At 61.8% G+C, this 23,187-nt stretch carries 18 protein-coding genes; 16 read left to right on the forward strand and 2 right to left on the reverse strand.

What is annotated here, in order from left to right; translation table 11 throughout:
- Positions 1-100 precede the first annotated feature (100 nt).
- From folC to ACQ4W0_RS26095, 5 genes are read left to right on the forward strand one after another with little or no spacing between them, the layout of a single operon-like run.
- On the forward strand, positions 101-1,399 hold the full coding sequence (gene folC / locus ACQ4W0_RS26075; protein ID WP_436579394.1) for a bifunctional tetrahydrofolate synthase/dihydrofolate synthase: 1,299 nt from the start codon (positions 101-103) through the stop codon (positions 1,397-1,399).
- A 24-nt stretch (positions 1,400-1,423) separates the two neighbouring features.
- Positions 1,424-2,410 carry an SPOR domain-containing protein gene (locus tag ACQ4W0_RS26080; RefSeq protein WP_436579395.1) on the forward strand — a complete coding sequence of 329 codons (987 nt, stop codon included), beginning with the start codon at positions 1,424-1,426 and terminating at the stop codon, positions 2,408-2,410.
- Between the two features lie 20 nt (positions 2,411-2,430).
- Entirely contained in the window at positions 2,431-2,919 is a 489-nt protein-coding gene (locus tag ACQ4W0_RS26085) for a CvpA family protein (protein ID WP_092795381.1), read from the forward strand.
- Between the two features lie 38 nt (positions 2,920-2,957).
- Positions 2,958-4,481, forward strand: coding sequence for an amidophosphoribosyltransferase (gene purF, locus ACQ4W0_RS26090; protein WP_436579396.1), 1,524 nt, complete (start codon positions 2,958-2,960; stop codon positions 4,479-4,481).
- 42 nt (positions 4,482-4,523) lie between these two features.
- A complete protein-coding gene (locus ACQ4W0_RS26095) occupies positions 4,524-5,765 on the forward strand; it encodes a cystathionine gamma-synthase family protein (RefSeq protein WP_436579397.1) in 1,242 nt (413 codons plus the stop codon).
- Positions 5,766-5,830: 65 nt separating this feature from the next.
- Here the strand turns inward: ACQ4W0_RS26095 and lexA are convergent, their stop codons facing one another.
- Positions 5,831-6,478 carry a transcriptional repressor LexA gene (gene lexA, locus ACQ4W0_RS26100; RefSeq protein WP_436579507.1) on the reverse strand — a complete coding sequence of 216 codons (648 nt, stop codon included), beginning with the start codon at positions 6,476-6,478 and terminating at the stop codon, positions 5,831-5,833.
- Positions 6,479-6,754: 276 nt separating this feature from the next.
- On the opposite strand from lexA, the gene rpsF reads away from it, so the two are divergent.
- From rpsF to ACQ4W0_RS26135, 7 genes are all read left to right on the forward strand, one after another.
- Complete coding sequence (rpsF, locus tag ACQ4W0_RS26105) at positions 6,755-7,144, forward strand: 30S ribosomal protein S6 (protein ID WP_034750499.1); 390 nt, start codon at positions 6,755-6,757, stop codon at positions 7,142-7,144.
- A 20-nt stretch (positions 7,145-7,164) separates the two neighbouring features.
- Positions 7,165-7,473 carry a primosomal replication protein N gene (gene priB, locus ACQ4W0_RS26110; RefSeq protein WP_436579508.1) on the forward strand — a complete coding sequence of 103 codons (309 nt, stop codon included), beginning with the start codon at positions 7,165-7,167 and terminating at the stop codon, positions 7,471-7,473.
- 15 nt (positions 7,474-7,488) lie between these two features.
- The gene (gene rpsR, locus ACQ4W0_RS26115; RefSeq protein WP_010400024.1) at positions 7,489-7,779 is read left to right on the forward strand and encodes a 30S ribosomal protein S18; all 291 of its coding nucleotides are present in this window, start codon (positions 7,489-7,491) and stop codon (positions 7,777-7,779) included.
- Between the two features lie 27 nt (positions 7,780-7,806).
- A complete protein-coding gene (gene rplI / locus ACQ4W0_RS26120) occupies positions 7,807-8,262 on the forward strand; it encodes a 50S ribosomal protein L9 (RefSeq protein WP_102121955.1) in 456 nt (151 codons plus the stop codon).
- A gap of 135 nt (positions 8,263-8,397) precedes the next feature.
- Positions 8,398-9,783 (forward strand): replicative DNA helicase, encoded by a 1,386-nt coding sequence (locus ACQ4W0_RS26125; RefSeq protein WP_071076107.1) that lies wholly within the window; start codon positions 8,398-8,400, stop codon positions 9,781-9,783.
- Between the two features lie 93 nt (positions 9,784-9,876).
- Positions 9,877-10,503 carry a DUF47 domain-containing protein gene (locus tag ACQ4W0_RS26130; protein ID WP_183675874.1) on the forward strand — a complete coding sequence of 209 codons (627 nt, stop codon included), beginning with the start codon at positions 9,877-9,879 and terminating at the stop codon, positions 10,501-10,503.
- Between the two features lie 42 nt (positions 10,504-10,545).
- Positions 10,546-11,556 carry an inorganic phosphate transporter gene (locus ACQ4W0_RS26135; RefSeq protein ID WP_436579398.1) on the forward strand — a complete coding sequence of 337 codons (1,011 nt, stop codon included), beginning with the start codon at positions 10,546-10,548 and terminating at the stop codon, positions 11,554-11,556.
- 172 nt (positions 11,557-11,728) lie between these two features.
- On the opposite strand, the gene ACQ4W0_RS26140 is transcribed toward ACQ4W0_RS26135, so the two are convergent.
- The gene (locus ACQ4W0_RS26140) at positions 11,729-12,625 is read right to left on the reverse strand and encodes an MBL fold metallo-hydrolase (protein ID WP_436579399.1); all 897 of its coding nucleotides are present in this window, start codon (positions 12,623-12,625) and stop codon (positions 11,729-11,731) included.
- Positions 12,626-12,824: 199 nt separating this feature from the next.
- Between ACQ4W0_RS26140 and ACQ4W0_RS26145 the strand changes: the two genes are divergently transcribed.
- The 4 genes from ACQ4W0_RS26145 to ACQ4W0_RS26160 all read left to right on the forward strand — a co-directional run.
- A complete protein-coding gene (locus ACQ4W0_RS26145) occupies positions 12,825-14,447 on the forward strand; it encodes a GAF and HD-GYP domain-containing protein (RefSeq protein WP_436579400.1) in 1,623 nt (540 codons plus the stop codon).
- Entirely contained in the window at positions 14,444-16,699 is a 2,256-nt protein-coding gene (locus ACQ4W0_RS26150; protein ID WP_436579401.1) for a CHASE2 domain-containing protein, read from the forward strand. Before ACQ4W0_RS26145 ends, ACQ4W0_RS26150 begins: the two co-directional genes overlap by 4 nt.
- Positions 16,700-16,909: 210 nt before the next feature.
- On the forward strand, positions 16,910-18,517 hold the full coding sequence (locus ACQ4W0_RS26155; RefSeq protein WP_436579402.1) for a ShlB/FhaC/HecB family hemolysin secretion/activation protein: 1,608 nt from the start codon (positions 16,910-16,912) through the stop codon (positions 18,515-18,517).
- Between the two features lie 16 nt (positions 18,518-18,533).
- Positions 18,534-23,187: beta strand repeat-containing protein (locus ACQ4W0_RS26160; RefSeq protein ID WP_436579403.1), on the forward strand; the 4,654-nt coding region annotated here is incomplete at its 3' end.

Consider the following 23,187-nt stretch of genomic DNA (forward strand, 5'->3'; position numbering starts at 1 on the left):
GCCAGAGTAACAGGCCGGGCGGTGTCCTGCGGACCCGCCCGGTTGCCACGCCACACCGTTTGCGCGCCTCGCGCACTGTCTCCTCATCAAGAAGTCTCCCATGCACAAGCTCCCCACTACATTGCCGGAATGGCTCGCCATGCTGGAAACCCGCCATTCGGAAACCCAGATCAACATGGGCCTGGACCGCGTGCAAGCCGTCAAGGCGCGCCTGCAACTGGCTTTTACTTGCCCCGTGATCATGGTGGCGGGAACCAATGGCAAGGGTTCCACCTGTGCCATGCTGGAATCGGTACTGTTGCGTGCCGGCTACAAAGTGGGGCTGTACATCAAGCCGCATTTCCTCGATTTCAATGAGCGTGCCCGCGTGCTGGGCGAGATGGCCAGCGATGAACAGCTCGTCGCCAGCTTCCAGGCTGTCGAAGCCGTGCGCGGCGACACGCCGCTGACGTATTTCGAATTCACCACCCTGGCGATCCTGCATTTGCTGTCGCAAGCCAAGCTGGACGTGGCCATCCTGGAAGTGGGCCTGGGCGGGCGCCTCGATGCCGTCAACGTGATCGACGCGGACGTGGCCATCGTCACCAGCATCGATATCGACCATACGGATTACCTGGGCGACACGCGCGAAGCGATCGGCTTTGAAAAGGCGGGCATCTTCCGTCCGGGCAAGGCGGCCATCTGCAGCGACCCCGTGCCGCCGCAATCCTTGATCGACCATGCCGAGGCCATCGGTGCCGACCTGTGGCTGATGGGCCGCGATTTCAACTATTCGGGCGACAAGCAGCAGTGGAACTACGGCGGACGCGAGCAGCGCCGCAATTCGCTCGCATATCCAAGCTTGCGCGGCGCAAACCAGATCCTCAATGCGGCCGCCGTGCTGGCCGCGCTGGAAGTGCTGAAGCTGACACTGCCCGTGGGCGCGCAGGAAGTGCGCACGGGTCTGGTGACGGTGGAATTGCCGGGCCGCTTCCAGGTCTTGCCTGGCCGCCCCAGCGTGATCCTCGACGTGGCGCACAACCCGCACGCGGCCTCGGCGCTGAACCAGAACTTGGGCAATATGGGCTATCACCCGTACACCTATGCCGTGTTCGGTTCCATGCAGGACAAGGATATCGATGGCGTGCTGGCCGCGATGGGCGAACACGTCGACCACTGGTGCCTGACGGGCTTGCCTTCGCCGCGCGCGGCGACGGCTTCCGAGCTGGCCGCCAAGGTGCAGATCATGCTCGACGATAAGCCCGACAGCAGCGAACATACTGTGTCTATTTTCGATGATCCGGCACAAGCTTTTGCAAATGCAATGAGCCGGGCCGGTGAGAATGATAGAATTGTGGTCTTTGGTTCTTTCCTCACCGTCGCCGGCGTGATGAAGGCCCGAAAATCCTCACTTCACTGAAACGCACTCGACTGAAAATCACGCATGGGCTTGTTCTCGAAACTGTTTAAAAACAAGCAAGAATCCTCTGGCGAAGACAGCGGCTTTTATGTCCCTGGCGAAGCACAGTCGCCGACCCGCAAGCGCGCCGCCAATACCTCCGGTGGCGGCGGATCGCGCCGTGGCGGCAAGGAAGCGCCGGACCCGGTCTTGCCTGAAAAAAAGCGCGCCCGCCGCCGCCTGGTCGGGGCCATCGCCCTGGCCCTGGGCGTGGCTGTCGGCTTGCCGATGCTGCTCGATTCCGAACCGAAGGCGCCGCTCAACGATATCGCCATCGACATTCCCTCGAAAGAAAAGGTGGGTGCGCCTGCACCCGTGCCGGCTGTGCCCGCCCAAGCGGCTGCGCACAATGGTCTGGACCAGTCCGAGGAAATCATCGACGCGCCCCTGCCGCCTGCGGCCAGGCCCGCGCCGGCACCCGTGCTGGCCGCCGTCCAGCCTGTGCCTGCCAAGCCGGCCTATGTGGAACCGAAACCCGAGCCCAAGCCTGAGTCCAAGCCTGTCAAGGCGGAGCCAAAACCCGAGCCGAAGCACGAAACCAAGCCGGAACCCAAGGCCGAGCCGAAACACGAGCCCAAGCCTGAACCGAAGCATGAGGTAAAGCCGGAAGCCAAGCCTGAGGCCAAGCCAGCCAAGCCGGCGCAATCTGCCGACGATGCGGCGCGCGCCATGGCGATTCTGGAAGGCAAGCCACTCGACAAGCCGCAAGAGAAAGCACAAGACAAGGCACACGACGCCGGCAACGGCAAGTTCGTGGTGCAGGTGGCAGCCCTGGCGACGCAGGACAAGGTCGATGAATTGCAGGACAAGTTGCGCGAAGCGGGCATCAAATCCTACACGCAGAAAGTCTCCAGCCCGGCGGGCGAGCGTATCCGCGTGCGCGTGGGGCCGTTCGGCAACCGCGAAGACGCCGAAAAGACCCGCGCCAAGCTGCAAAAGCTGGGCCTGGGCGGTAGCCTGGTACCGGCGTGATGTTGCAAGGCTGAGCGCGCGTGACGATCTTCGATTATCTGGTGCTGTTCGTACTGGTGACTTCCGTGCTGATCAGCATGATGCGCGGCCTGGTCAAGGAAATACTGTCATTGGTCAGCTGGATCGTGGCTTTCGTCATTGCCAACGCGTATGGCGCCACCCTGGCGAAATTCCTGCCGGAAGCCGTGCCGGGCGAAGCCGTCCGCCTGTTGCTGGCCTTCGTGGTGCTGTTCATCGGCGTGCGCATTTTGATGGGATTGCTGTCCATGACGGTCGACGCACTGGTCAAGGTGACGGGCCTGAGCCTGGCCGACCGCACCCTGGGCAGCCTGTTCGGCGTGGCGCGGGGTCTTGTGATCGTGCTGACCGCCGTCATCTTGTGTGGCATGACTTCCATACCGCAGCAGCCATTCTGGAAAAATGCGCTGCTCAGCCCGCTCGCGGAGCAGGGCGCGCGTGCCATCAAGCCTTATCTGCCTGCCGCTTACGCGCAGCATGTGAAATTTTGAATTTTTTTAAAATCAGTAGCACAGTTTAGGAGCACACCATGTGTGGCATCGTCGGCGTCGTTTCCCATCAACCTGTCAATCAATTGCTCTATGATGCATTGTTGCTCTTGCAACATCGCGGTCAGGACGCGGCAGGGATTGCGACCAATCACAGCAGTATGTTTTCCATGCACAAAGCCAATGGCCTCGTGCGTGACGTCTTCCGTACGCGCAACATGCGTTCGCTGCAAGGCACGACGGGCATCGGCCATTGCCGCTACCCGACGGCCGGTTCGTCGAGCGAAGAGGAAGCACAGCCGTTTTATGTGAATGCACCGTTTGGTATCACCCTGGCGCACAATGGCAACCTGACCAACTGGGAACAGTTGAAACAGGAAATGTTCAAGAACGACCGCCGCCACATCAATACCGATTCCGATTCGGAAGTGCTGCTCAACGTGCTGGCGCATGAGATCCAGGAAGCGACGACGGGCCTGAACCTGGACCCGGAAGCCATCTTCAAGGCTATTACCGTGCTGAACCGTCGCGTCAAGGGCGGTTACGCTGCCGTCGCGCAAATCGCCGGCGTGGGCTTGCTGGCCTTCCGTGACCCGCACGGCATCCGTCCGCTGTGCCTGGGCATCAATGAAACGGAGCTGGGTCCTGAATACCTGATCGCCTCCGAATCCGTGGCCCTGGAAGGCATGGGCTTCCGCTTCGTGCGCGATATCGGTCCCGGCGAAGCCGTCTTCATCGATGCTGACAAGAAATTGCACAGCGCCCAGTGCGCCGAGAACGCCAGCCTGAATCCCTGCGTGTTTGAATTCGTCTACCTGGCTCGTCCCGACTCCGTCATCGACGGCGCCTCGGTGTACGCAACGCGCCTGAAAATGGGTGAATACCTGGCTGAAAAGATCCGTGCCGAATTGCCTGACGTGCATATCGACGTGGTCATGCCGATTCCCGATTCCTCGCGTCCGGCCGCCATCCAGCTGGCCCTGGCGCTGAACCTGGAATACCGCGAAGGCTTCATCAAGAACCGCTACATCGGCCGTACCTTCATCATGCCGGGCCAGGCGGCGCGCAAGAAATCCGTGCGCCAGAAGCTCAACGCGATTCCATCCGAATTCAAGGATAAAGTGGTGCTGCTGGTTGACGATTCCATCGTGCGCGGCACCACCAGCCGTGAAATCGTGCAGATGGCACGCGAAGCGGGCGCGACGAAAGTCATCTTCGCCTCGGCCGCGCCACCGGTGATCTACCCGAACGTGTATGGCATCGACATGCCGACGCGCGACGAACTGATCGCCTACGGCCGCACGACGGAAGAAGTGTGCCGCGAAATCACGGCCGATTACCTGGTGTACCAGGATATCGGCGCGCTCAAACAGGCGATTGCCGACGTCAATCCGGCACTGACCAACTTCGAGGCTTCGTGCTTCGATGGTGTGTACGTGACGGGCGACGTGTCGCAGGAATACCTGGACCGCCTGGAATATGCGCGCCACCATCCGAAGGCTGCAGCGCCCGAAGATACGCCGCGTTCCCAGCTGAACCTGAACCTGGCGACAACGGAAGCATAAGTAACCTGCCCGGCCTGCGCCGGGCTTTTTTTTTCTGCGATCATGAACGATAAAAAAAACTACGGCTTTACCACCACCATCCTGCATAACGACCGCCGCAAGGGCATCGAGCATGGCTCCCTGCACAAGCCCGTGCACACCTCCGTCGCGTTTGGCTATGGCGACGCGCGCCAGCTCGCTTCCGTATTCCAGGGCAAGGAGCCGGGCTTTCGCTACGGCCGCCAGGGCAATCCGACGGTTTCGGCGCTGGAAGACAAGGTCAACAAGATGGAAGACGGCGTTGCTACCCTGTGCTTCGCCACCGGCATGGGCGCCATCGGCGCCGTGGTGCAATCCTTGCTGCGCGCGGGCGACCATGTGGTGTCGTCGGCCTTTTTGTTTGGCAACACCAACAGCCTGTGGCAAACGGTGACGGGGCAGGGCATCGCCGTGTCGTTTGTCGATGCCACCGATGTGGCCAACGTGGCCGCCGCCATCACGCCGGCCACGCGCATCGTGTTCGTGGAAACCATCGCCAATCCGCGCACGCAGATCGCCGACCTGGCAAAGATCGGCGCGCTGTGTCGCGAGAAGGGCATCCTGTACATCGTCGACAACACCATGACGACGCCGTACCTGTTTCGCCCGAAAGCGGTGGGCGCGGGCCTGGTGGTCAATGCCTTGACGAAATCCATCGGCGGCCACGGCAATGCGCTGGGCGGCAGCTTGACGGACACGGGCGTGTTCGACTGGACGCAGTACCCGAACATTTTCGACAATTATAAAAAGGCGGCACCCGCGCAGTGGGGCATCGCGCAAATCCGCGCCAAGGCCTTGCGCGACTTCGGCGCTTCGCTGGGCCCGGAGGCGGCGCACCATATCGCCGTCGGCGCGGAAACCATGGCCTTGCGCATGGACCGCAGCTGCTCGAACGCCCTGGCGCTGGCCACCATGCTGCAAGCGGACCCGCGCGTGGCTGCCGTGCATTACCCGGGCTTGACGTCGCACCCGCAGCACGCGCTGGCGACGGACTTGTTCCGCAGCTATGGCTCGCTGTTCAGCTTTGAATTGAAGGATGGCATCGACTGCTTCGATTTCCTGAATCGTCTCAATCTTGCCATTCCAGCGAGCAACCTCGGCGACACGCGCACCCTGGTCATTCCCGTTGCCCACACGATTTTCTACGAGATGGGTGCCGAGCGCCGCGCCAGCATGGGCATTGCCGAGTCGCTGATCCGTGTGTCCGTCGGTATCGAGGATGAAGCCGATCTGCTCGAGGATTTCCGCCTGGCACTGGATGCATAGGCCGCCGGACAAATGAAAAGGGCCGCAACAGTCATTCTGTTGCGGCCCTTTTTATATGCAGCTGTTTAATGCCAGCTGCGCATCAAGCCCACAGCCAGGCCCTCAAGGGCGAATTCATCTTCCGGCGACACGGTAATGACCTTGAAGTCGGGGTTTTCCGGCAGCAGTTCGATGACGGAGCCCGTTTTCTTGTAGCGTTTGACGGTGACTTCGTCGCCGATGCGGGCAACGACGATCTGGCCGTTCTTGGCGCTGTCGACCTTCTTGACGGCCAATAAATCGCCATCCATGATGCCGGCGTCGCGCATGGACCAGCCGCGTACCTTCAGCAGGAAGTCGGGCTTGGCCGAAAACAGGGCCGGGTCCACGTTGTAGCTCGCTTCCAGGTTTTCCTGCGCCAGGATGGGCGAACCGGCTGCCACGCGGCCGATCAGCGGCAGCGACATCAGCAGTGCTGCCGGCACCTTCGAGGACAGCGTGTCGGCGGCAGCACTCGCCGCCGCACCGATCAGGCGAATGCCACGCGACGTGCCGGGCGAAATCTCGATCGCGCCCTTGCGGGCCAGGGCTTGCAAATGCTCTTCGGCCGCATTGGCCGATTTGAAACCCAATTCATTGGCGATTTCGGCACGGGTAGGAGGGAAACCCGTATTTTCAATCGCGTCCTTGATCAGGTTCAGGATTTGTTCTTGTCGTGCTGTCAGCTTGATCATGAGCGGTGGGTGCATACTAAAATGCTGTCTATATGAACAGTCTGTATTTTTGTACAGTATCGCCCACTATGCAAGGGAATTTCCGTTATTTGCGCGAATTTCGTGCGAAATACTGGAATGCGCAGGGAAAAGCGCCTGGCGGGCCCCGTGTACGGGCCGCTTGTTGAAGGAATGATTGAAACGTTTGCAAAAGGCGGTTATAATCTTCGGCTGACCTTCCCACACCCGTCTTGACGCCGGGGTGGGCGATTATCAATCCGACCTGAAGGAGTTTGCATGCGTCATTATGAAATAGTCTTTATCGTCCATCCGGACCAAAGCGAGCAAGTGCCCGCGATGATCGAACGCTACAAAGCCAGCGTAACCACCCGCGGCGGTTCGGTTCACCGCGTGGAAGATTGGGGCCGCCGTCAAATGGCTTACTCGATCCAAAAGCTGCCTAAAGCACACTACATCTGCCTGAACATCGAATGCGACAACGAGACCCTGGTCGAGTTGGAAACAGCATTCAAATTCAATGATGCCGTGTTGCGTCACCTGACCGTTAAAATGAAGAAAGCTGAAACAGCTCCTTCGCCGATGATGAAATCGGTACAACGCGAAGACGCGGCCAAAAGCCACCGCACCGAAGCACCAGCAGCCGCTCCAGCCGCAGCAGCAGCTTAATTCTTGACCAGGATCGTGCGCTGAACCAGCTACAAGTAACCGCCATCATTGCCGAGCGCGAAATATTGCGCTATACCCCGGCAGGGCTGCCGATCGTGAATGCAGTATTGCAGCACAGTTCGCAGCAGATGGAAGCAGGGATTGCCCGTTTGACCGAGTTTGATATTGCCGCGCTAGCCGCTGGCGAAATCTCAGGCCGGTTCAGTCAGGCAAGCTTGGGCGGGGTATATCAGTTCACGGGTTTCCTGGCCAGGAAGAGCCGCAACAGCAAGAGTTTGGTGTTTCACATCATTGATTTTAGTGCAGTCACTTTGACTAGCGCATTTTAGATACAGGAGCCTGACATGGCATTCGGTAAAAAGTTCGACAAAAATAAGCTCAAGCTTAAAGAAAAACGCAAACAGCAAAATCCGTTGTTCAAACGCAAGAAGTTCTGCCGCTTCACCGCAGCTCACGTTGAGCAAGTCGACTACAAAGACGTCGACACGCTGAAAGACTTCGTCCAAGAAAACGGCAAGATCATGCCAGCACGCCTGACCGGTACCAAAGCGCACTACCAGCGCCAAGTCGACACCGCAATCAAGCGCGCTCGCTTCCTCGCGCTGCTGCCATACACCGATCTGCACCACGCTTAATCGGTCAGATATTCCTGGAGAAGAACTATGCAAATCATTCTGTTAGAAAAAGTTGTTAACGTCGGTAACCTCGGCGAAGTCGTCAAAGTCAAAGACGGTTACGCACGTAACTTCCTGATCCCGCAACGCCTGGCACGTCGTGCTACGGCTACCGCTGTGGCTGAATTCGAAGTCAAGCGCGCCGAACTGGAAAAAGCTGCTGCCGCCAAACTGGCTGCATCGCAAGCCCAGGGCGAAAAACTGAGCGGTCTGACCGTTCAAGTTGCTCAAAAAGCTGGCGTCGATGGCCGTCTGTTCGGTTCCGTCACCAACTTCGACATCGCTGAAGCGCTGACCAAGCAAGGTTTTGCTGTTGAAAAAGCACAAATCCGCATGCCTACCGGCCCGCTGAAGATCGTTGGCGAGCACAGCGTTTCGGTTGCTCTGCACACCGACGTGGTCGTGGAAGTTGTTATCGCTGTCGTTCCAGACGCGAACGCGTAATCGTTTGCGGGCCTGTCCCGCAAGCATTGCCGCACGATGAAAAGCCGGGTTCGCCCGGCTTTTTTGTGGCCTTTTTTTCGCTCAATTTCAGCCCTTTATTTTTGCCAGCACGCCGAAGCGGGTATAATTCGCGCCATGAACGCCCCCTCTGATCCGCAACTAGATTCCCTCCGTATTCCGCCGCATTCGATCGAAGCAGAACAATCCGTTATCGGTGGTCTGCTGCGCGACAATGCAGCATATGACCGCATCGCCGACTTCATGCATGCGGAGGATTTCTATCGCTATGACCATCGCATCATCTTCGAGCAAATCGTCAAGATGATTAACGGCTCCAGGCCAGCCGATGTCATTACTGTTTTTGAAACCCTGACCCAGCTCGGCAAGGCCGATGATGTGGGCGGACTCGCGTACCTGAACGCCATGGCGCAAAACACGCCATCGGCCGCTAACATCCGGCGTTATGCCGAGATCGTGCGCGACCGCGGCGTGCTGCGCAAACTTATTACGGTCGCCGACGATATCTCCGGCACGGCCTTCAGCCCGCAAGGCAAGGAAGTCAAGCAGATGCTTGACGAGGCCGAATCGAAGATCTTCGCCATCGCCGAAGAAGGCGCGCGCGGCGCCCAGGGCTGGACCGCCATCCAGCCCCTGCTGACGCAGGTGGTCGAGCGTATCGACGAGCTGTACAGCCGCGACAACCAGAGTGAAATCACGGGCGTGCCCACCGGTTTCATCGACCTGGACCGCATGACCTCCGGTCTGCAGCCGGGCGACCTGGTGATCGTGGCGGGCCGCCCTTCGATGGGCAAGACGGCGTTTTCCGTCAACATCGGCGAAAACGTGGCCATCGACAGCGGCTTGCCCGTGGCCGTGTTCTCGATGGAGATGGGCGGCGCCCAGCTGGCCATGCGTATGCTCGGTTCGGTTGGACAGCTGGATCAGCACCGGTTGCGCACGGGCCGTCTGAACGACGAAGACTGGCCACGCCTGACGAATGCGATTCAAAAGATGAACGACGCCCAGTTGTACATCGATGAAACGCCGGCCTTGAATTCCATCGAATTGCGCGCGCGCTCGCGCCGTTTGTCGCGTCAATGCGGCAAGCTGGGCCTGATCATCGTCGATTACTTGCAGCTGATGTCGGCCAATTCCCCAGGCGATAACCGTGCCACGGAGATTTCCGAAATTTCGCGTGGCTTGAAAGGCCTGGCGAAAGAACTCGGTTGTCCCGTGATCGCGCTGTCGCAGCTGAACCGCTCGCTGGAGCAACGCCCGAACAAGCGTCCCGTGATGTCGGACTTGCGCGAATCGGGCGCTATTGAGCAGGATGCCGACGTGATCCTGTTCATTTACCGTGACGAGGTGTATAACCCCGACTCGCCAGACAAGGGAACGGCCGAGATCATCATCGGTAAACAACGTAACGGTCCGATCGGCAGCATCCGCCTCACCTTCATGGGGCAGTACACCAAATTTGGCAATTACAGTGGTGGCCTGGCGCTTTACCAAGGCGACTAAGACTCAGCAGCACTGATATTCCATTGGCCGCCCCCTCATACGGGGCGGCTTTCTGTAGTAAATAACACGACTCAATGCTTAACGGAGAATGACATGTTTGGACGCTTGATGCCCACTGAGGGCAAGTTTTTTGAATTGTTTAACCAGCACGCTGAATTGTGCGTCAAGGGCGCTAAAGAAATGCTGGGCCTGATGACCAATTTCGACGATCTGGAAAACCGCGTACATGCGATCGAAAGCATCGAGAAACAGGCAGACAAAGTCACCTACGCCACCGTGGAAATGCTGCACAAGACCTTCATCACGCCGATCGACCGCGACGACATCCATCAGCTGATCACGCGCCAGGACGACATCCTCGACCTGCTGGAAGACGCGGCGCAAACCGTCTCGCTGTACGACCTGAAAGCCGTTACGCCGGAAGCCAAGCGCCTGGCCGAACTGGTGCTGGCCTGTACCGAAAAAGTGCGCGACGCCGTCGCCTTGCTGCACAACATGGACAACTCGCGCAAGATCGTCGCCATCTGCGAAGAGATCGACCGCCTGGAATCGGACGCTGACCACGTGATGCGCGCCGCCATGTCCAAACTGTTCCGCGACGAGCCGGACGTGCGCAACCTGATCAAGCTGAAAGCGATCTACGAAATTCTGGAAACCGTGACCGACCGTTGCGAAGATGTGTCCAATATTATCGAAGGCATCATCGTCGAAAACGCGTAAGCGTTGGGCCTGTCCTGAACCAGAATCAGAAAAGAAACTACAATGACCATACAAATCAGCATCTACGTGCTAGGCCTGTTGATCGTCCTCGCGCTGCTGTTTGACTTCATGAACGGCTTCCACGATGCCGCCAACGCGATCGCCACGGTGGTCTCGACGGGCGTATTGAAACCGCAGACCGCGGTTGCCATGGCTGCCACCTTCAACTTCGTCGCCATTTTCGTGTTCCACCAGCTGACCGTGGCCGCCACGGTGGGCAAGGGCACGATTGACCCGACAGTGATCGACCAGTACGTGATCTTCGGCGCGCTGATGGGCGCCATCTTCTGGAATTTGTTCACCTGGTACTACGGCATTCCATCGTCGTCCTCGCACGCGCTGATCGGCGGCCTGGTGGGCGCCGCCGTCGCCAAGTCGGGCACGGGCGCGCTGGTCGCGGCCGGCCTGTGGAAAACGGTGGCCTTCATCGTCATCGCACCCGTGCTGGGCTTTGTGTTCGGCTCGATCATGATGCTGCTGGTGTCGTGGATTTTTGTGCGTTCGACGCCGCGCAAGGTCGACAAGTGGTTCCGCCGCCTGCAATTGATATCGGCGGCGGCCTATAGCCTGGGCCACGGCGGCAATGATGCGCAAAAGACCATCGGCATCATCTGGATGCTGCTGATCGCCGCCGGCTATTCGAACGCGGCCGACGCCATGCCGCCGCTGTGGGTCATCATTTCGTGCTACACGGCCATCAGCTTCGGTACGCTGTTCGGCGGCTGGCGCATCGTCAAGACCATGGGCCAGAAGATCACCAAGTTGAAACCCGTAGGCGGCTTCTGCGCTGAAACGGGCGGCGCGATCACCCTGTTCGTCTCGACGGCGCTGGGCATTCCCGTGTCGACCACGCACACCATTACGGGCGCCATCGTCGGCGTCGGCTCGGCACAAAAAATGTCGGCCGTGCGCTGGGGTGTCGCGGGCAACATCGTCTGGGCCTGGATCTTCACGATTCCTGCTTCCGCGTTTGTTGCGGCAGTCGCTTGGTGGATTGGCCACCACATCATGTAAGGCGCCTCTGCAAACCTACTGCGAAGCCCACTATCGAATCTCCGTTGCTCACTGTACTAAAGTACAGCTCCGCTACTCAATCCGATATTGGGCTTGCTCGCTACGGTTTTCATAGGGCCTTGGGTCAACTGGGCACATGTATAAAAAAAAGGAACCAAAAGGTTCCCTTTTTTTATGCCCCGGCCAGTTCCACCGTCAGTCCCTCGTAGGCGAGAAACACCTGCAAGCCATCCAGGCGGCCCGCATAACGGCCCATCACGTCGGCAAACACGGCTTCGAGCTGTTCGTCGCTGCGGGTCGGTTCGTGATGGGTGCAGTACAGGCGCCGCGCGCGGCAGCGCAGGGCCAGGTCGAAGGCGGCGTCGAAGGTGCCGTGGCCCCAGCCCTGCTTGCCCGGGTACTCCTCGCGCGTGTACGAGCAGTCCATGATCAGCGCGTCGACGCCGGCGACCATTGCGTCGATGCCGGCCTGGCGCTGCACATTGCGCTCCGCGCAGGCCGCATGGTCGGCATGGCCGGGTGGATGCAGGTTGTAGAACGGTTCATGGTCGCCGCTGAAAAACAGCGAGGCGCCGCCGCAGTCGATGCGGTAGCCCAGGTTGACCACCGGGTGGTTCATTTCCGCGCCGCGCACGCATGCCCCCCCCACCTCGACGGTTTCGCCGGGCGCCAGGGTGCGGTACTCGATGCTGGCCGCCATGGCCGCTTCGCTGACGGGAAAATAGCTGTCTTGCAGCTGCACCGCCATCACGTGTTCGATGCCCCGTCCGGCGACGGCATCGTGCGCGCCGTGCAGGCGCATGCGGTTGCCAGCCACGAACAGGGGGCTAAACATGGGCAGGCCGTGGATGTGGTCCCAGTGGCTGTGGGTGATGAAGACGTGTGCGTCGACCGGCAGGCCGGGCGGCAGTTGCTGCGCCAGCGAGAAGATGCCGCTGCCCGCATCGAGAATGATCAGACTGTCGTTGTCGGTGCGTACTTCGATGCAGGTGGTGTTGCCGCCATAGCGCGCCGTGCGCGGGCCGGGGGAGGGGATGGAGCCGCGCACGCCCCTGAACGTGAATTTCATTCAGTACCTTGTTACGGTGTAATTATTGTTGATTCTATTCTAATTAATGAAATTGGCGGCAACATTTATGTGTGTTGCGATACGGAAAGTTATTTCATTTTGTTGTAGCTAAGTAATGTACAGTGCGGAGGGTGGCCGTTACACTGGCGCTTGCCGACTTCCCCTTTTTTTGCTTGCCCATTACCTGATTGTCATCAACATGCCGCAGTTGCACCCTGAGAAAATCGCCCACAGACTGGAGCAATTGACCGAACTCAGTGTCGCGCTCGGCCACGGCCTGGGCGGCGAGGGGCACGATATCGGCGCGCTGTTGCAGCGCATCGTGCTGCTGGCAAAAAGCATGAGCGGCGCCGATGGCGCCACGCTGTACCGGCCCATGGCCGAGGGCCGCCAGCTGGCGTTCGACATCAGCGTCAACGACAGCCTGGGCATCGCGCAGGGGGCCGACATGGGCTTGCCGGGCGTGCCCCTGTTCGATGGCGCGGGCCAGCCCAACCTGTCATCGGTGGCCGCGTATGCGGCGAACATGCGCCGCAGCGTGAATATCGCCGACGTGTACCGCGACGAGGCCTTCAATTTTTCCGGCATGCGGGACTTTGACCGTCACCATGGCTACCACACGCAATCGATCCTGACGGTGCCCATGAGCGATCACGAGGGCGATTTGATCGGCGTGCTGCAACTGATCAATGCCCTGGATGGTGAGACGGGCCAGGTGCGCGCTTTTTCCTCCACCGACCAGCGCTTCATCGAGGCGCTGGCTGCGCAGGCGGGCGTGGCGCTGACGAATCAGCTGCTTATTTCGCAGCTGGAAGAGCTGCTGGAATCGCTCGTTACCCTGATCAATATCGGCATCGATGAAAAGTCGCCCTACACGGGGCGGCATTGTCAGTTCGTGCCCGAGCTGACGATGCTGCTGGCCGACGCCGCACATGCGACCGAAAGCGGCCCGCTGGCCGATTTCCGGCTCAGCGACAACGAGCGCAAGCAGCTGTGGCTGGCCGGTCTGCTGCACGATTGCGGCAAGATCACCACGCCCGTGCACGTGGTCGACAAGGCCACCAAGCTGGAAACCATTTTTGATCGCATTGCGCTGATCGACACGCGCTACGAAGTGCTGCTGCGCGACGCCGAGATTGCCGCCCTGCGCGAGCAGGCGGCGCAGCCGGAACGCAAAGATGCGATTGCCCGCGCGCTGGAGCTGGAGCTGGCCGCTCTGCGCGAAGAGCGCGACTTCATCCGCACGGTGAACATCGGCGGCGAAAGCATGGCGCAGGCTGACCAGGAAAGAGTGCGGCGGATCGCCATGCGCCGCTGGCGCACGGCCGACGGCGAACTGCGCGATTTTCTCGACGCCGACGAGACGGAAAACCTGACCATCCGCGCCGGCACTCTGACCGCGGCCGAGCGGGCCATCGTCAACAACCATATCAGCGTCTCGATCCGCATGCTCGAAGCGCTGCCGTGGCCCAAGCACCTGCAGAAGGTGCCCGAATATGCGGGCGGCCACCACGAGCGCATGGATGGCAAGGGCTATCCGCGCGGTCTCACCAAGGAGCAGATGTCGGTGCCGGCGCGGCTGATGGCGATTGCCGACATTTTCGAGGCCCTGACGGCGCGCGACCGGCCGTACAAAAAGGGTAAACCGTTGTCCGAATCCCTGCGCATCCTCGGCAATTTCAGCCTGAACGGGCATATCGACCCGGAGCTGTTCGACGTTTTCATCCGCAGCAAAGTCTATTTGACCTTCGCTGAAAAGCACCTGCATCCGAGTCAAATCGATGCCGTCGACGAGGCGGCCATTCCGGGCTATACCCCTTGAAGCTGTCGCTGGCCTTGCGCAAGCACGGGGTGCGGTCGCTGCTGGGCGTGCTGCTGACGGTGGCGGCGGCCATCCTGTGCCTGGCCGGCAACGACAACATCGCGCGCCTCGATGCCATGCTGGGCGACTGGCGCATGCGCTTTGATGCGCCGCAGCTCGACCACCGCATCGTCATCGTCGACATCGACGAGCAAAGCCTGGCCCGCGTGGGCCGCTTTCCCTGGAGCCGCGATATCCAGGCGCGCCTGGTGCGCCAGCTGACGGGCAAGTATGGCGTTGCCACGCTGGCGTTTGACATCTCGTTTCCCGAAGCCGACACCAGTTCCGGCTACGCCGTGCTGCAGGGCCTGGCGCGCGGCGAACTGGCCGGCGTGGCCGGCTTGCCGGCGCAGCTGGAAAAGCTGCGCCCGGCCATGGACTACGACGGCCTGTTTGCCGGCGCCATGCGCGGCCAGCCCGTGGTGCTGGGCTACAGCGTCTCGGAGCAGCAAAGGAAGGGCGTGCTGCCCAAGCCCGCCTTCACCGTGGCCGATTTGAACGGGCGCAGCGTCACGGCCTACGTGGCGCGCGGCTACGAAGCCAATATCGCGACCCTGCAGGCGGCCGCGCAAGGCGCCGGCATCTTCACGGCGCTGACCGATGCCGATGGCGTCGTGCGTTCCTCGACCCTGTTGCAGCGCATCGGCGACGGCTATTACCCTTCGCTGTCGCTGGCTACCGTGGCCGTCTATCTGCAGGCGCGCGCCATCGCCCCCCGTTTCAGGGGCACGGCCGATACCTTGTCAGCGCGCGAACTGGCCAGCGGCGGCCTCGAACACATCATGCTGTTCACGCCGCGCGGCGCGATGGCGATCCCCGTGGGCGAAGCCTTGACGACCACGGTGCAGTACCGCGGCGCGGGCGGCCCCGCTGGCGGCGCCTTCCGCTATGTGTCGGCCTCCGATGTGCTGGCCGGGACGGTGCCGCCCGCGCTGCTGAAGGGTGCCATCGTGCTGGTGGGCACCACGGCGCCCGGCTTGAACGATATCCGCGCCACGCCCGTGAATGCCGAGTATCCGGGAGTGGAAGTGCATGCCAACCTGATCAAGTCCATGCTCGACGGGCGCTTCAAGGCCCGACCCGACTACGCGCTGGCGTTCGAACTGGTGCAGATCGTGCTGTTTGGCCTGCTGCTGGCGGGCGCCCTGGCCGTGCTGCCGCCGGCCGGCGTGATGCTGGCCACCCTGGGCGCGCTGGCCGCCGCCATCGCCATCAACCTGTACCTGTACGCCGTGCACGACCTGGTGCTGGGCGGCGCCGTGCTGCTGCTGCTGATCGTTGCGCTATTCATCGCCAACCTGGCCTGGGGTTACTTTTTCGAGGTGCGCAAGGGGCGCGCGCTGGTGGCGCGCTTCGGCGAATATGTGGCGCCCGAGCTGGTGGCCGAGATGGCCGACGATCCGCAGCGCTACACCATGGAGGGCGAGAACCGCGAACTGACGGTGCTGTTTGCCGACGTGCGCGGTTTCACGGCCATCTCCGAGCAGCTGGCGCCGGCCGCGCTGCGCGAATACATCAATCTGTACCTGACGGCCATGTCGGAAGATATCCGCGACAGCCATGGCGGCACGCTGGACAAATACATCGGCGACGCCGTGATGGCGTTCTGGGGTGCGCCCGTCGCCTTTGCCGACCACGCCAGTCGGGCCGTGGCCAGCGCCCTGCTGATGCAGCGCAGCGCGGCGCAACTGAATGGCGAGTTTGCCGCGCGCGGCTGGCCGGCGCTGCGCATCGGCATCGGCATCAATACGGGAGCCATGCATGTGGGCGACATGGGCTCGCGCATCCGCCGCGCCTATACCGTGATGGGCGACAGCGTTAACCTGGCCGCGCGCCTGGAAGGCGCCAGCAAGCTGTATGGCGTGGGCATCGTCGTGGGCGATGCCACGCGCGCCGCAGCTCCGGACTTCCTGTACCGCGAACTCGATTGCATACGTGTGCTGGGCAAGCAGGAAGCCGTGGCCATCTTCGAGCCGCGCTGCCTGCTGGCCGACGCCGACGCGACAGAGCTGGTGCAGCTGGAGCGCTGGCACGCGGTGCTGGCCTGGCTGCGCGCGCGCGACTGGGCGGCCGCTGGCACGCAGCTGGCACGCTTGCAGGCGGACTTCCCCGACGACGGCCTGTATCACCTGTACGCGGCACGCCTGGAGCGCTATCGCAGCATGCCGCCGCCTGCCGACTGGGACGGCGTGACCGTATTGAATAGCAAGTAAGCCTGCCGTCGTGGCGGGAAATGCCCGCAATGGCGGCATTTTTCATCATTCTGGGCACACTGTTTGCTGCACTGCGATGAAAATCAGGGAGAATGTTAGAAATTTCTGACTGGAAACTAAAAGCCGTCTAAAATTTGCCTTCAATCCATTGCCGGATACGCTGGCGCCTGCGGGCCGCGCGCTTGTCCGGTTACACAAGAAATCCTACACATGACATATCGTTTGGTGCACCTGCTTGCGGGTTCCGCGCTGCTGTTCGCCGTCGGCGCTGCCGGCGCTGCCGTTTCCATGGATGACACGGCTCCTGCCAGGCAGGAAGACGGCGTGCCGCGCTTCGAGATCCGCCGCTTCGACGTCGAGGGCACCCTGCTCACGCAAGCGCAGGTGCAAGCGCTGCTGGCGCCCTATGTGGGAGCACAGCGCGATTTTTCCGATATTGCCCGCGCCGTCGAGGCGCTGGAGGGGGCCTACCGCGCGCGTGGTTACAGCGCCGTGCAGGTGCAGTTGCCCGAGCAGGAACTGGAGCGTGGCGTGGTGCGCCTGAGCGTGCTGCAAACGCCGCTGGGCAAGGTCGCCATCAGCGGCAATGCCTGGGTCGACGAGGCCAACGTGCGGCGCGCCTTGCCGTTTCTTCGCGAAGGCGAGACGCCGAACTTGCCGGCCCTGTCGCAAAGCCTGAAGCTGGCCAATGAAAATCCGGCGCGCAAGATCGAAGTGCGCCTGCAGGCCGACGAGCCGGCGGGTGCCATCGACGCCCTCGTCACGGTGGCCGATGAAAAGCCCTGGAAAGCCATGCTCAACGTGGACAACACGGGCAATGCGCAAACGGGCAAGACGCACGTGGGCGTGGTGCTGCAGCATGCCAACCTGTTCGGGCGCGATCATGTCGCCAGCCTGCAATACACGAGCAGTCTGGAAAAGCCGGACAAGGTGGGCGTATATGGCGCCGGCTACCACTTGCCGCTGTATGCGCTGGGCGACTCGATGGATTTTTTTGCCAGCTATTCGAACGTCGATTCGGGCAGCATTTCGGCCGGCATTTTCGACCTGGCCGTCAGCGGCCAGGGCAGCATGGCCGGCATCCGCTACAACCAGAACTTCGCCCGCAGCGACGATTTCGAACCCAAGCTCGTGTATGGCATCGATTACAAGGCTTACCGCAACAGCGTGCAGCTGTTCGGCATGGAACTGGGCGCCGACGTCAGCGTGCATCCGCTCAGCGTCAGCTACATCGGCAACTGGACTTTGCCCACGGGAGAGACCAGCGTGGCGGTCACGTTCGCGCATAACATTCCCGGTGGCAAGCACGGTGCGCAAGCCGATTTCGACCGCGTGCGCGCACACGCCAAGGCGGCCTACAACACCGTGCGCCTGAGCGCCAGCTCGGGGCGTGTGCTGGCAGGCGACTGGCAATGGCGCGCGCTGGTCAATGCGCAGGTCACGCCGGACGCGCTGGTGCCTGGCGAGCAGTTCGGCTCCGGTGGCGCCGCGTCCGTGCGCGGCTTTGCCGAGCGCGAGGTAGCCAATGATTCGGGCGTCAACCTGAACCTGGAACTGTACACGCCGAACTGGTGCGGTCAGGCGCTTGCTTACCAATGCCGCGCGCTGGCCTTCTATGACACGGCCTGGCTGCGCCGCAACCATGGTCTGCCCGGCGAAAGCGCTTCGCAAGGCATCAGCAGCGGCGGACTCGGCCTGCGTTTGCTGCTGAGCCGCTACGCCAATCTGCAACTCGATTACGCCCATGTCGTCAATGGCGGCGACACGGGACAGCGGGGCGCCAACCGCCTGCATTTCCGCCTCGCCTTGGCCTACTAGCATCAGGATGAACACCATGCACAATCACGTCCAGCACGCCTCCGTTTTCATCCTGACGCCATCCTTTTCGTCACCCCTTGCGCCACCCTTGCGCCGCACGGCGCTGGCGCTTCTGCTGGCCGGCTGTTTCGGCGTGGCGCAAGCCAACCCCGCCTTGCCGCAGGTGGTCAATGGACAGGCGACGTTCAATCAGCAGGGCAATGTGTTCTCGATCACGAATACGCCCAACACCATCATCAATTGGCAGAGTTTTTCCATCCATGCGGGCGAAATCACGCGTTTCATCCAGCAAAACGGCAATAGCGCCGTACTCAACCGCATCACGGGACAAGACCCCAGCAAGATCCTGGGCGCGCTCGAATCGAATGGCAAGGTATTGCTGATCAATCCGAACGGCATCGTCTTCGGCCAGGGGGCGAAAGTGGACGTGAACGGGCTGGTGGCGTCCAGCCTGGGCATGTCGAATGACGATTTCCTGGCCGGCAAGCGCCAGTTTACGGCAGGCAGCGCGGCCGGCGGCGTCGCCAATGCGGGCACGATCAATGCGGGCAAGGGTGGGCAAGTGCTGCTGATCGCGCCGAACGTGGAAAACACGGGCATCATCACGGCGCCGAACGGCGAAGTGATCCTGGCGGCCGGGCGCAGCGTGCAACTGGCCGACCCCGGCAATCCGCAATTGCGCGTGCTGGTCTCGGCACCAAACGACCAGGCGCTGAACCTGGGCCAGATCATCGCCCAGGGCGGCAGCATCGGCATGGCCGGCGCTCTGCTCAGCCAGCGCGGCGTGCTCAACGCCAACAGCGCCGTCGTCGGCGAGCATGGCAAGATCGTCCTCAAGGCCAGCGGCAAGGCGCTGCTCGAAGCAGGCAGCGTTACCAGCGCCACGGGCGCGGCCGGCAAGGGCGGAGAAATCCAGGTGCTGGGCGAGCAGGTGGGTTTGCTGGGCAATGCGAAAATCGATGCCAGCGGTGCCACGGGCGGCGGCACGGTCTTGCTGGGCGGCGATTACCAGGGCAAGAACGCGGCCGTGCAGAATGCGCGCCAGGTGCTGGTCGGCAAGGACGCCAGCGTGGCCGCCGATGCCATCGACAGCGGCAACGGTGGCAAGGTCATCGCCTGGGGCGACGAGTCGGCCCAGGTACACGGCAGCATTTCCGCGCGCGGCGGCATGCAGGGCGGCAATGGAGGCTTCGTGGAAACGTCCGGCCATTATCTGGCCGTCGATGGCATCCGCGTGAATACCAGTGCGGCGCGTGGCAAGCGCGGCAATTGGCTGCTCGATCCGTATGACATCGAGGTGGTTGCCGGTTTGGGCGGCAACCTGGGCAATGTCGATGAGTTCACCCATGGTTCGCCTAGCGGCAGTATCAGCATCGGCGCCGGTGTCATTTCCAACGCGAACAGCGATGTGATCTTGCAGGCTACGCACCATATCAATTTCAGCAGTGCCGTGGACATGGTGATTTCCGGTGTCGGCTTGACCGCCATCGCCGGGGAAACGATCAATGTGTTCGCTCCCATCACGACCAGGGGCGGCTCCGTCACCCTGTCCGCCAACGATGCCAGCAGCCCTGGCGGCGCCTACGGCCTGGGGGCGAACGTCAATCTGGATGCCGCCATCATCAGTAATGGTGGCAACGTTTATCTTTCAGGCGCTAGCGTGACGGGCGCCAGCGTGGTCAATGTAGGCAGCGGCAATCTGAGCCTGCGCGCAAATGTTGCGCTGGGTGGGATCAGCCTCTCTGGCAGCGGCAACCAGTTGATCGGCAGCGGCGTTGCCGGGCAGACGGTGATGCTTCAGGCGGACAATATCGGTTTTGCCGGCGGCTTGCAGTTTGGCGGCACGACCGGCGGCGCGAAGGTGATCATCAAGCCCCTGAGCAGTTCGCGCAGCATCGACCTGGGCACCAAATCGGGTACGTCCCTGAGTTTGAATGCGATGGAGCTGGCGGGCATCTCGGCCTCGTCGCTGACCGTCGGCGACGGCACGAACACGGGCGGCATACGGATATCGGATGCGCTCGCTACGGCGGGCGACCTGCGCATCAATTCAGGTTCCGCCATTACGGCCACGGGCGCTGTCACAGTTGGCGGCGCGTTTGCCCTCGACGGCGGCAGCTGGGTGCAAAACGCGGCGGTCCTGCCAGGATTCAGCGCCAGAAGCTTTGCCATCGGTAGCGGCGCCAGTTTCCTGCGCGCGGCCGGGGGCGACGGCGTTTCTTCGCCGTATCTGCTCGCCGATATCTATGGCTTGCAAGGCATCGCCAGCCTTGGCCTTGGCAACAGCTATCGCCTGGCCGGCAATATCGACGCCAGCGGCACAGCAAACTGGAACAATGACCTGGGTTTTGTGCCGATTGCCAGCAGTGGCAGCGGTTTTTCCGGCGTGTTCGATGGTGCCGGATTTACGCTCAGCAATTTGAAAATCGACCGCAGCCTGGCCCCCGGTTCGGCGGCAGGCCTGTTTGGCACCGTGCAGGGCGCTACCTTGCGCAACCTGACCCTGAGCGGCGGCAGCGTCACCGGCACCGCGAACGTGGGCGCACTAGCGGGCAATGTCGTGAGCGGCACTATCGATAGCGTGAACAGCAGCATGGCCGTCAGCGGCCAGCGCAACGTCGGCGGCCTGGTGGGCAGCAACGGTGGCGCCATCACGCTGTCCGCCAGCAGCGGCGCGGTCACCGGCGTGAATGCCGATGGCGGCGGCGCCATCGGCGGCCTGGCGGGATGGAATGTGTCCGGCGCCAGTATCGCAACCTCGTACGCCAGCGGCGTGGTGACGGGCGCGCGTGAAATGATCGGCGGCCTGGTGGGCAACAACCAGGGCGCGCTCAGCCAATCGTATGCCACCGGCAATGTCAGCGGCGCGCGCAGCATCGGCGGCCTGGTGGGCCTGAACGGCGGCAGCATCAATGATGCGTATGCCAGCGGGGCCGTGGGTCGGGCAGGCATTGCCGACTCATCATTGACCAGGGAAAACATGGGCGGACTGGTCGGTGAAAGTACGGGCAGCGTCAGCCATGTCTTCAGCAGCGGCGCCGTGACCGGCGACGGCTATGCGACAGTGGGCGCAGTCGCCGGCCACGTGGCTACCGGTTCCCCGTTCGGCTATGGGTTTTTCAATTTTGAAACCTCGCTGGTGCAGGCCGATGGCGGTGGTTCCAGCGGCCGCAGCACGGCGCAGATGAAGCAGCAAGGCATCTTCAACGACTACAATTTCAGCAGTGTATGGCGTATTTACGAAGGTTATACGACGCCGATGCTGAAGGCTTTCCTGAAGCCGCTGCAAGTGAACCTCTCGAACAACGCCGCAGGCAAGGTCTACGATGGCCAGCTGGCCGCTTTCCTCGGGTCGATAGCCTATGTGGGATTGCTCGATGGCGATACGGGCGTCAATGGCAGCCTCGGCTACGGCAGCAACGCGCGCAATGTGGGCAACTATGCGGCGACGGGCCTGTGGTCGACCAAGTACGACATCAGCCTGGGCGGCACGACGACCTTCGCCATCACGCCGCGCGCGCTGACGGTGAGCATGGGCGGCAATGGCAAGGTGTATGACGGCACGCTGGGCTACGACGGCGCCAGTTTTGTGCTGGGTAACGTGGTGGCGGGCGACGACCTCAGCATTAGTGGCAGCGCCGCCTTCCTCGACAAGAACGCCGGCAGTGGCAAGGCCGTGCATGTCAGCGGCCTGATCCTGGGCGGCAATGACCTGAGCAACTACAGCCTGGCGTCGACCACGCTTGAGGGCACGGCGGATATCAGCACGCGCCTGCTGAACTATGGCGTCTCAGGCGCGCAAAGCCGCGTCTACGACGGCAGCGTGCAAGCGGCCCTGAATGGCTATTTTGAAGGCCTGGTGACTGGCGACCAGGTCAGCATGGCCGGTTTGCTGGGCAGTTTCCGTGACAAGAATGTCGGCACTGGCAAAGTGGTCGATTACCAGGTGGCAACGGGCCACCTGACGGGCGCCGATGCGGGTAACTACGTGCTGAGTGGAAATGTTGGCAGTACCACGGCCGACATCACGGCACGCACTCTGAACGTGAGTTTTGGCGGTATCAACAAGACATATGACGGCACGACGGGCGCGCAAGTGAACTTTGGCGACGACCGCATCCAGGGCGACGCCCTGAGCGTGAGCGGCAATGCCGCCTTTGGTAACAAGAATGCGGGTGCCGGCAAGGGCGTGCATGTAATGGGTGTGGCGTTGAGTGGCGCCGATGCGGGCAATTACGTGCTGAGCAGCATTGCGGGCAGTACCACGGCCGATATCACGGCACGCACCTTGAACGTGAGTTTTAGCGGTATCAACAAGACATATGACGGCACGACGGGCGCGCAAGTGAACTTTGGCGACGACCGCATCCAGGGCGACGCCCTGAGCGTGAGCGGCAGCGCCGCCTTTGGCAACAAGAATGCGGGTGCTGGCAAGGCCGTCAATGTCACTAACGTGGCGCTGAGTGGTGGCGATGCGGGCAACTATGTGCTTAACGGAAATGCAGGCAGTACCACGGCCGACATCACGGCACGCACCCTGAACGTGAGTTTTGGCGGTATCAACAAGACATATGACGGCACGACGGGCGCGCAAGTGAACTTTGGCGACGACCGCATCCAGGGCGACGCCCTGAGCGTGAGCGGCAGCGCCGCCTTTGGCAACAAGAATG

Source organism: Janthinobacterium breve, from assembly GCF_051380895.1.
Lineage (GTDB): Bacteria > Pseudomonadota > Gammaproteobacteria > Burkholderiales > Burkholderiaceae_D > Janthinobacterium.

Bases quoted from the DNA above. Each gene is read 5' to 3' on its own strand.
- folC (WP_436579394.1), top strand. From the start codon at position 101: ATGCACAAGCTCCCCACTACATTGCCGGAATGGCTCGCCATGCTGGAA.
- ACQ4W0_RS26080 (WP_436579395.1), top strand. From the start codon at position 1,424: ATGGGCTTGTTCTCGAAACTGTTTAAAAACAAGCAAGAATCCTCTGGC.
- purF (WP_436579396.1), top strand. From the start codon at position 2,958: ATGTGTGGCATCGTCGGCGTCGTTTCCCATCAACCTGTCAATCAATTG.
- ACQ4W0_RS26095 (WP_436579397.1), top strand. From the start codon at position 4,524: ATGAACGATAAAAAAAACTACGGCTTTACCACCACCATCCTGCATAAC.
- lexA (WP_436579507.1), bottom strand. From the start codon at position 6,478: ATGATCAAGCTGACAGCACGACAAGAACAAATCCTGAACCTGATCAAG.
- rpsF (WP_034750499.1), top strand. From the start codon at position 6,755: ATGCGTCATTATGAAATAGTCTTTATCGTCCATCCGGACCAAAGCGAG.
- rpsR (WP_010400024.1), top strand. From the start codon at position 7,489: ATGGCATTCGGTAAAAAGTTCGACAAAAATAAGCTCAAGCTTAAAGAA.
- rplI (WP_102121955.1), top strand. From the start codon at position 7,807: ATGCAAATCATTCTGTTAGAAAAAGTTGTTAACGTCGGTAACCTCGGC.
- ACQ4W0_RS26125 (WP_071076107.1), top strand. From the start codon at position 8,398: ATGAACGCCCCCTCTGATCCGCAACTAGATTCCCTCCGTATTCCGCCG.
- ACQ4W0_RS26130 (WP_183675874.1), top strand. From the start codon at position 9,877: ATGTTTGGACGCTTGATGCCCACTGAGGGCAAGTTTTTTGAATTGTTT.
- ACQ4W0_RS26135 (WP_436579398.1), top strand. From the start codon at position 10,546: ATGACCATACAAATCAGCATCTACGTGCTAGGCCTGTTGATCGTCCTC.
- ACQ4W0_RS26140 (WP_436579399.1), bottom strand. From the start codon at position 12,625: ATGAAATTCACGTTCAGGGGCGTGCGCGGCTCCATCCCCTCCCCCGGC.
- ACQ4W0_RS26145 (WP_436579400.1), top strand. From the start codon at position 12,825: ATGCCGCAGTTGCACCCTGAGAAAATCGCCCACAGACTGGAGCAATTG.
- ACQ4W0_RS26155 (WP_436579402.1), top strand. From the start codon at position 16,910: ATGACATATCGTTTGGTGCACCTGCTTGCGGGTTCCGCGCTGCTGTTC.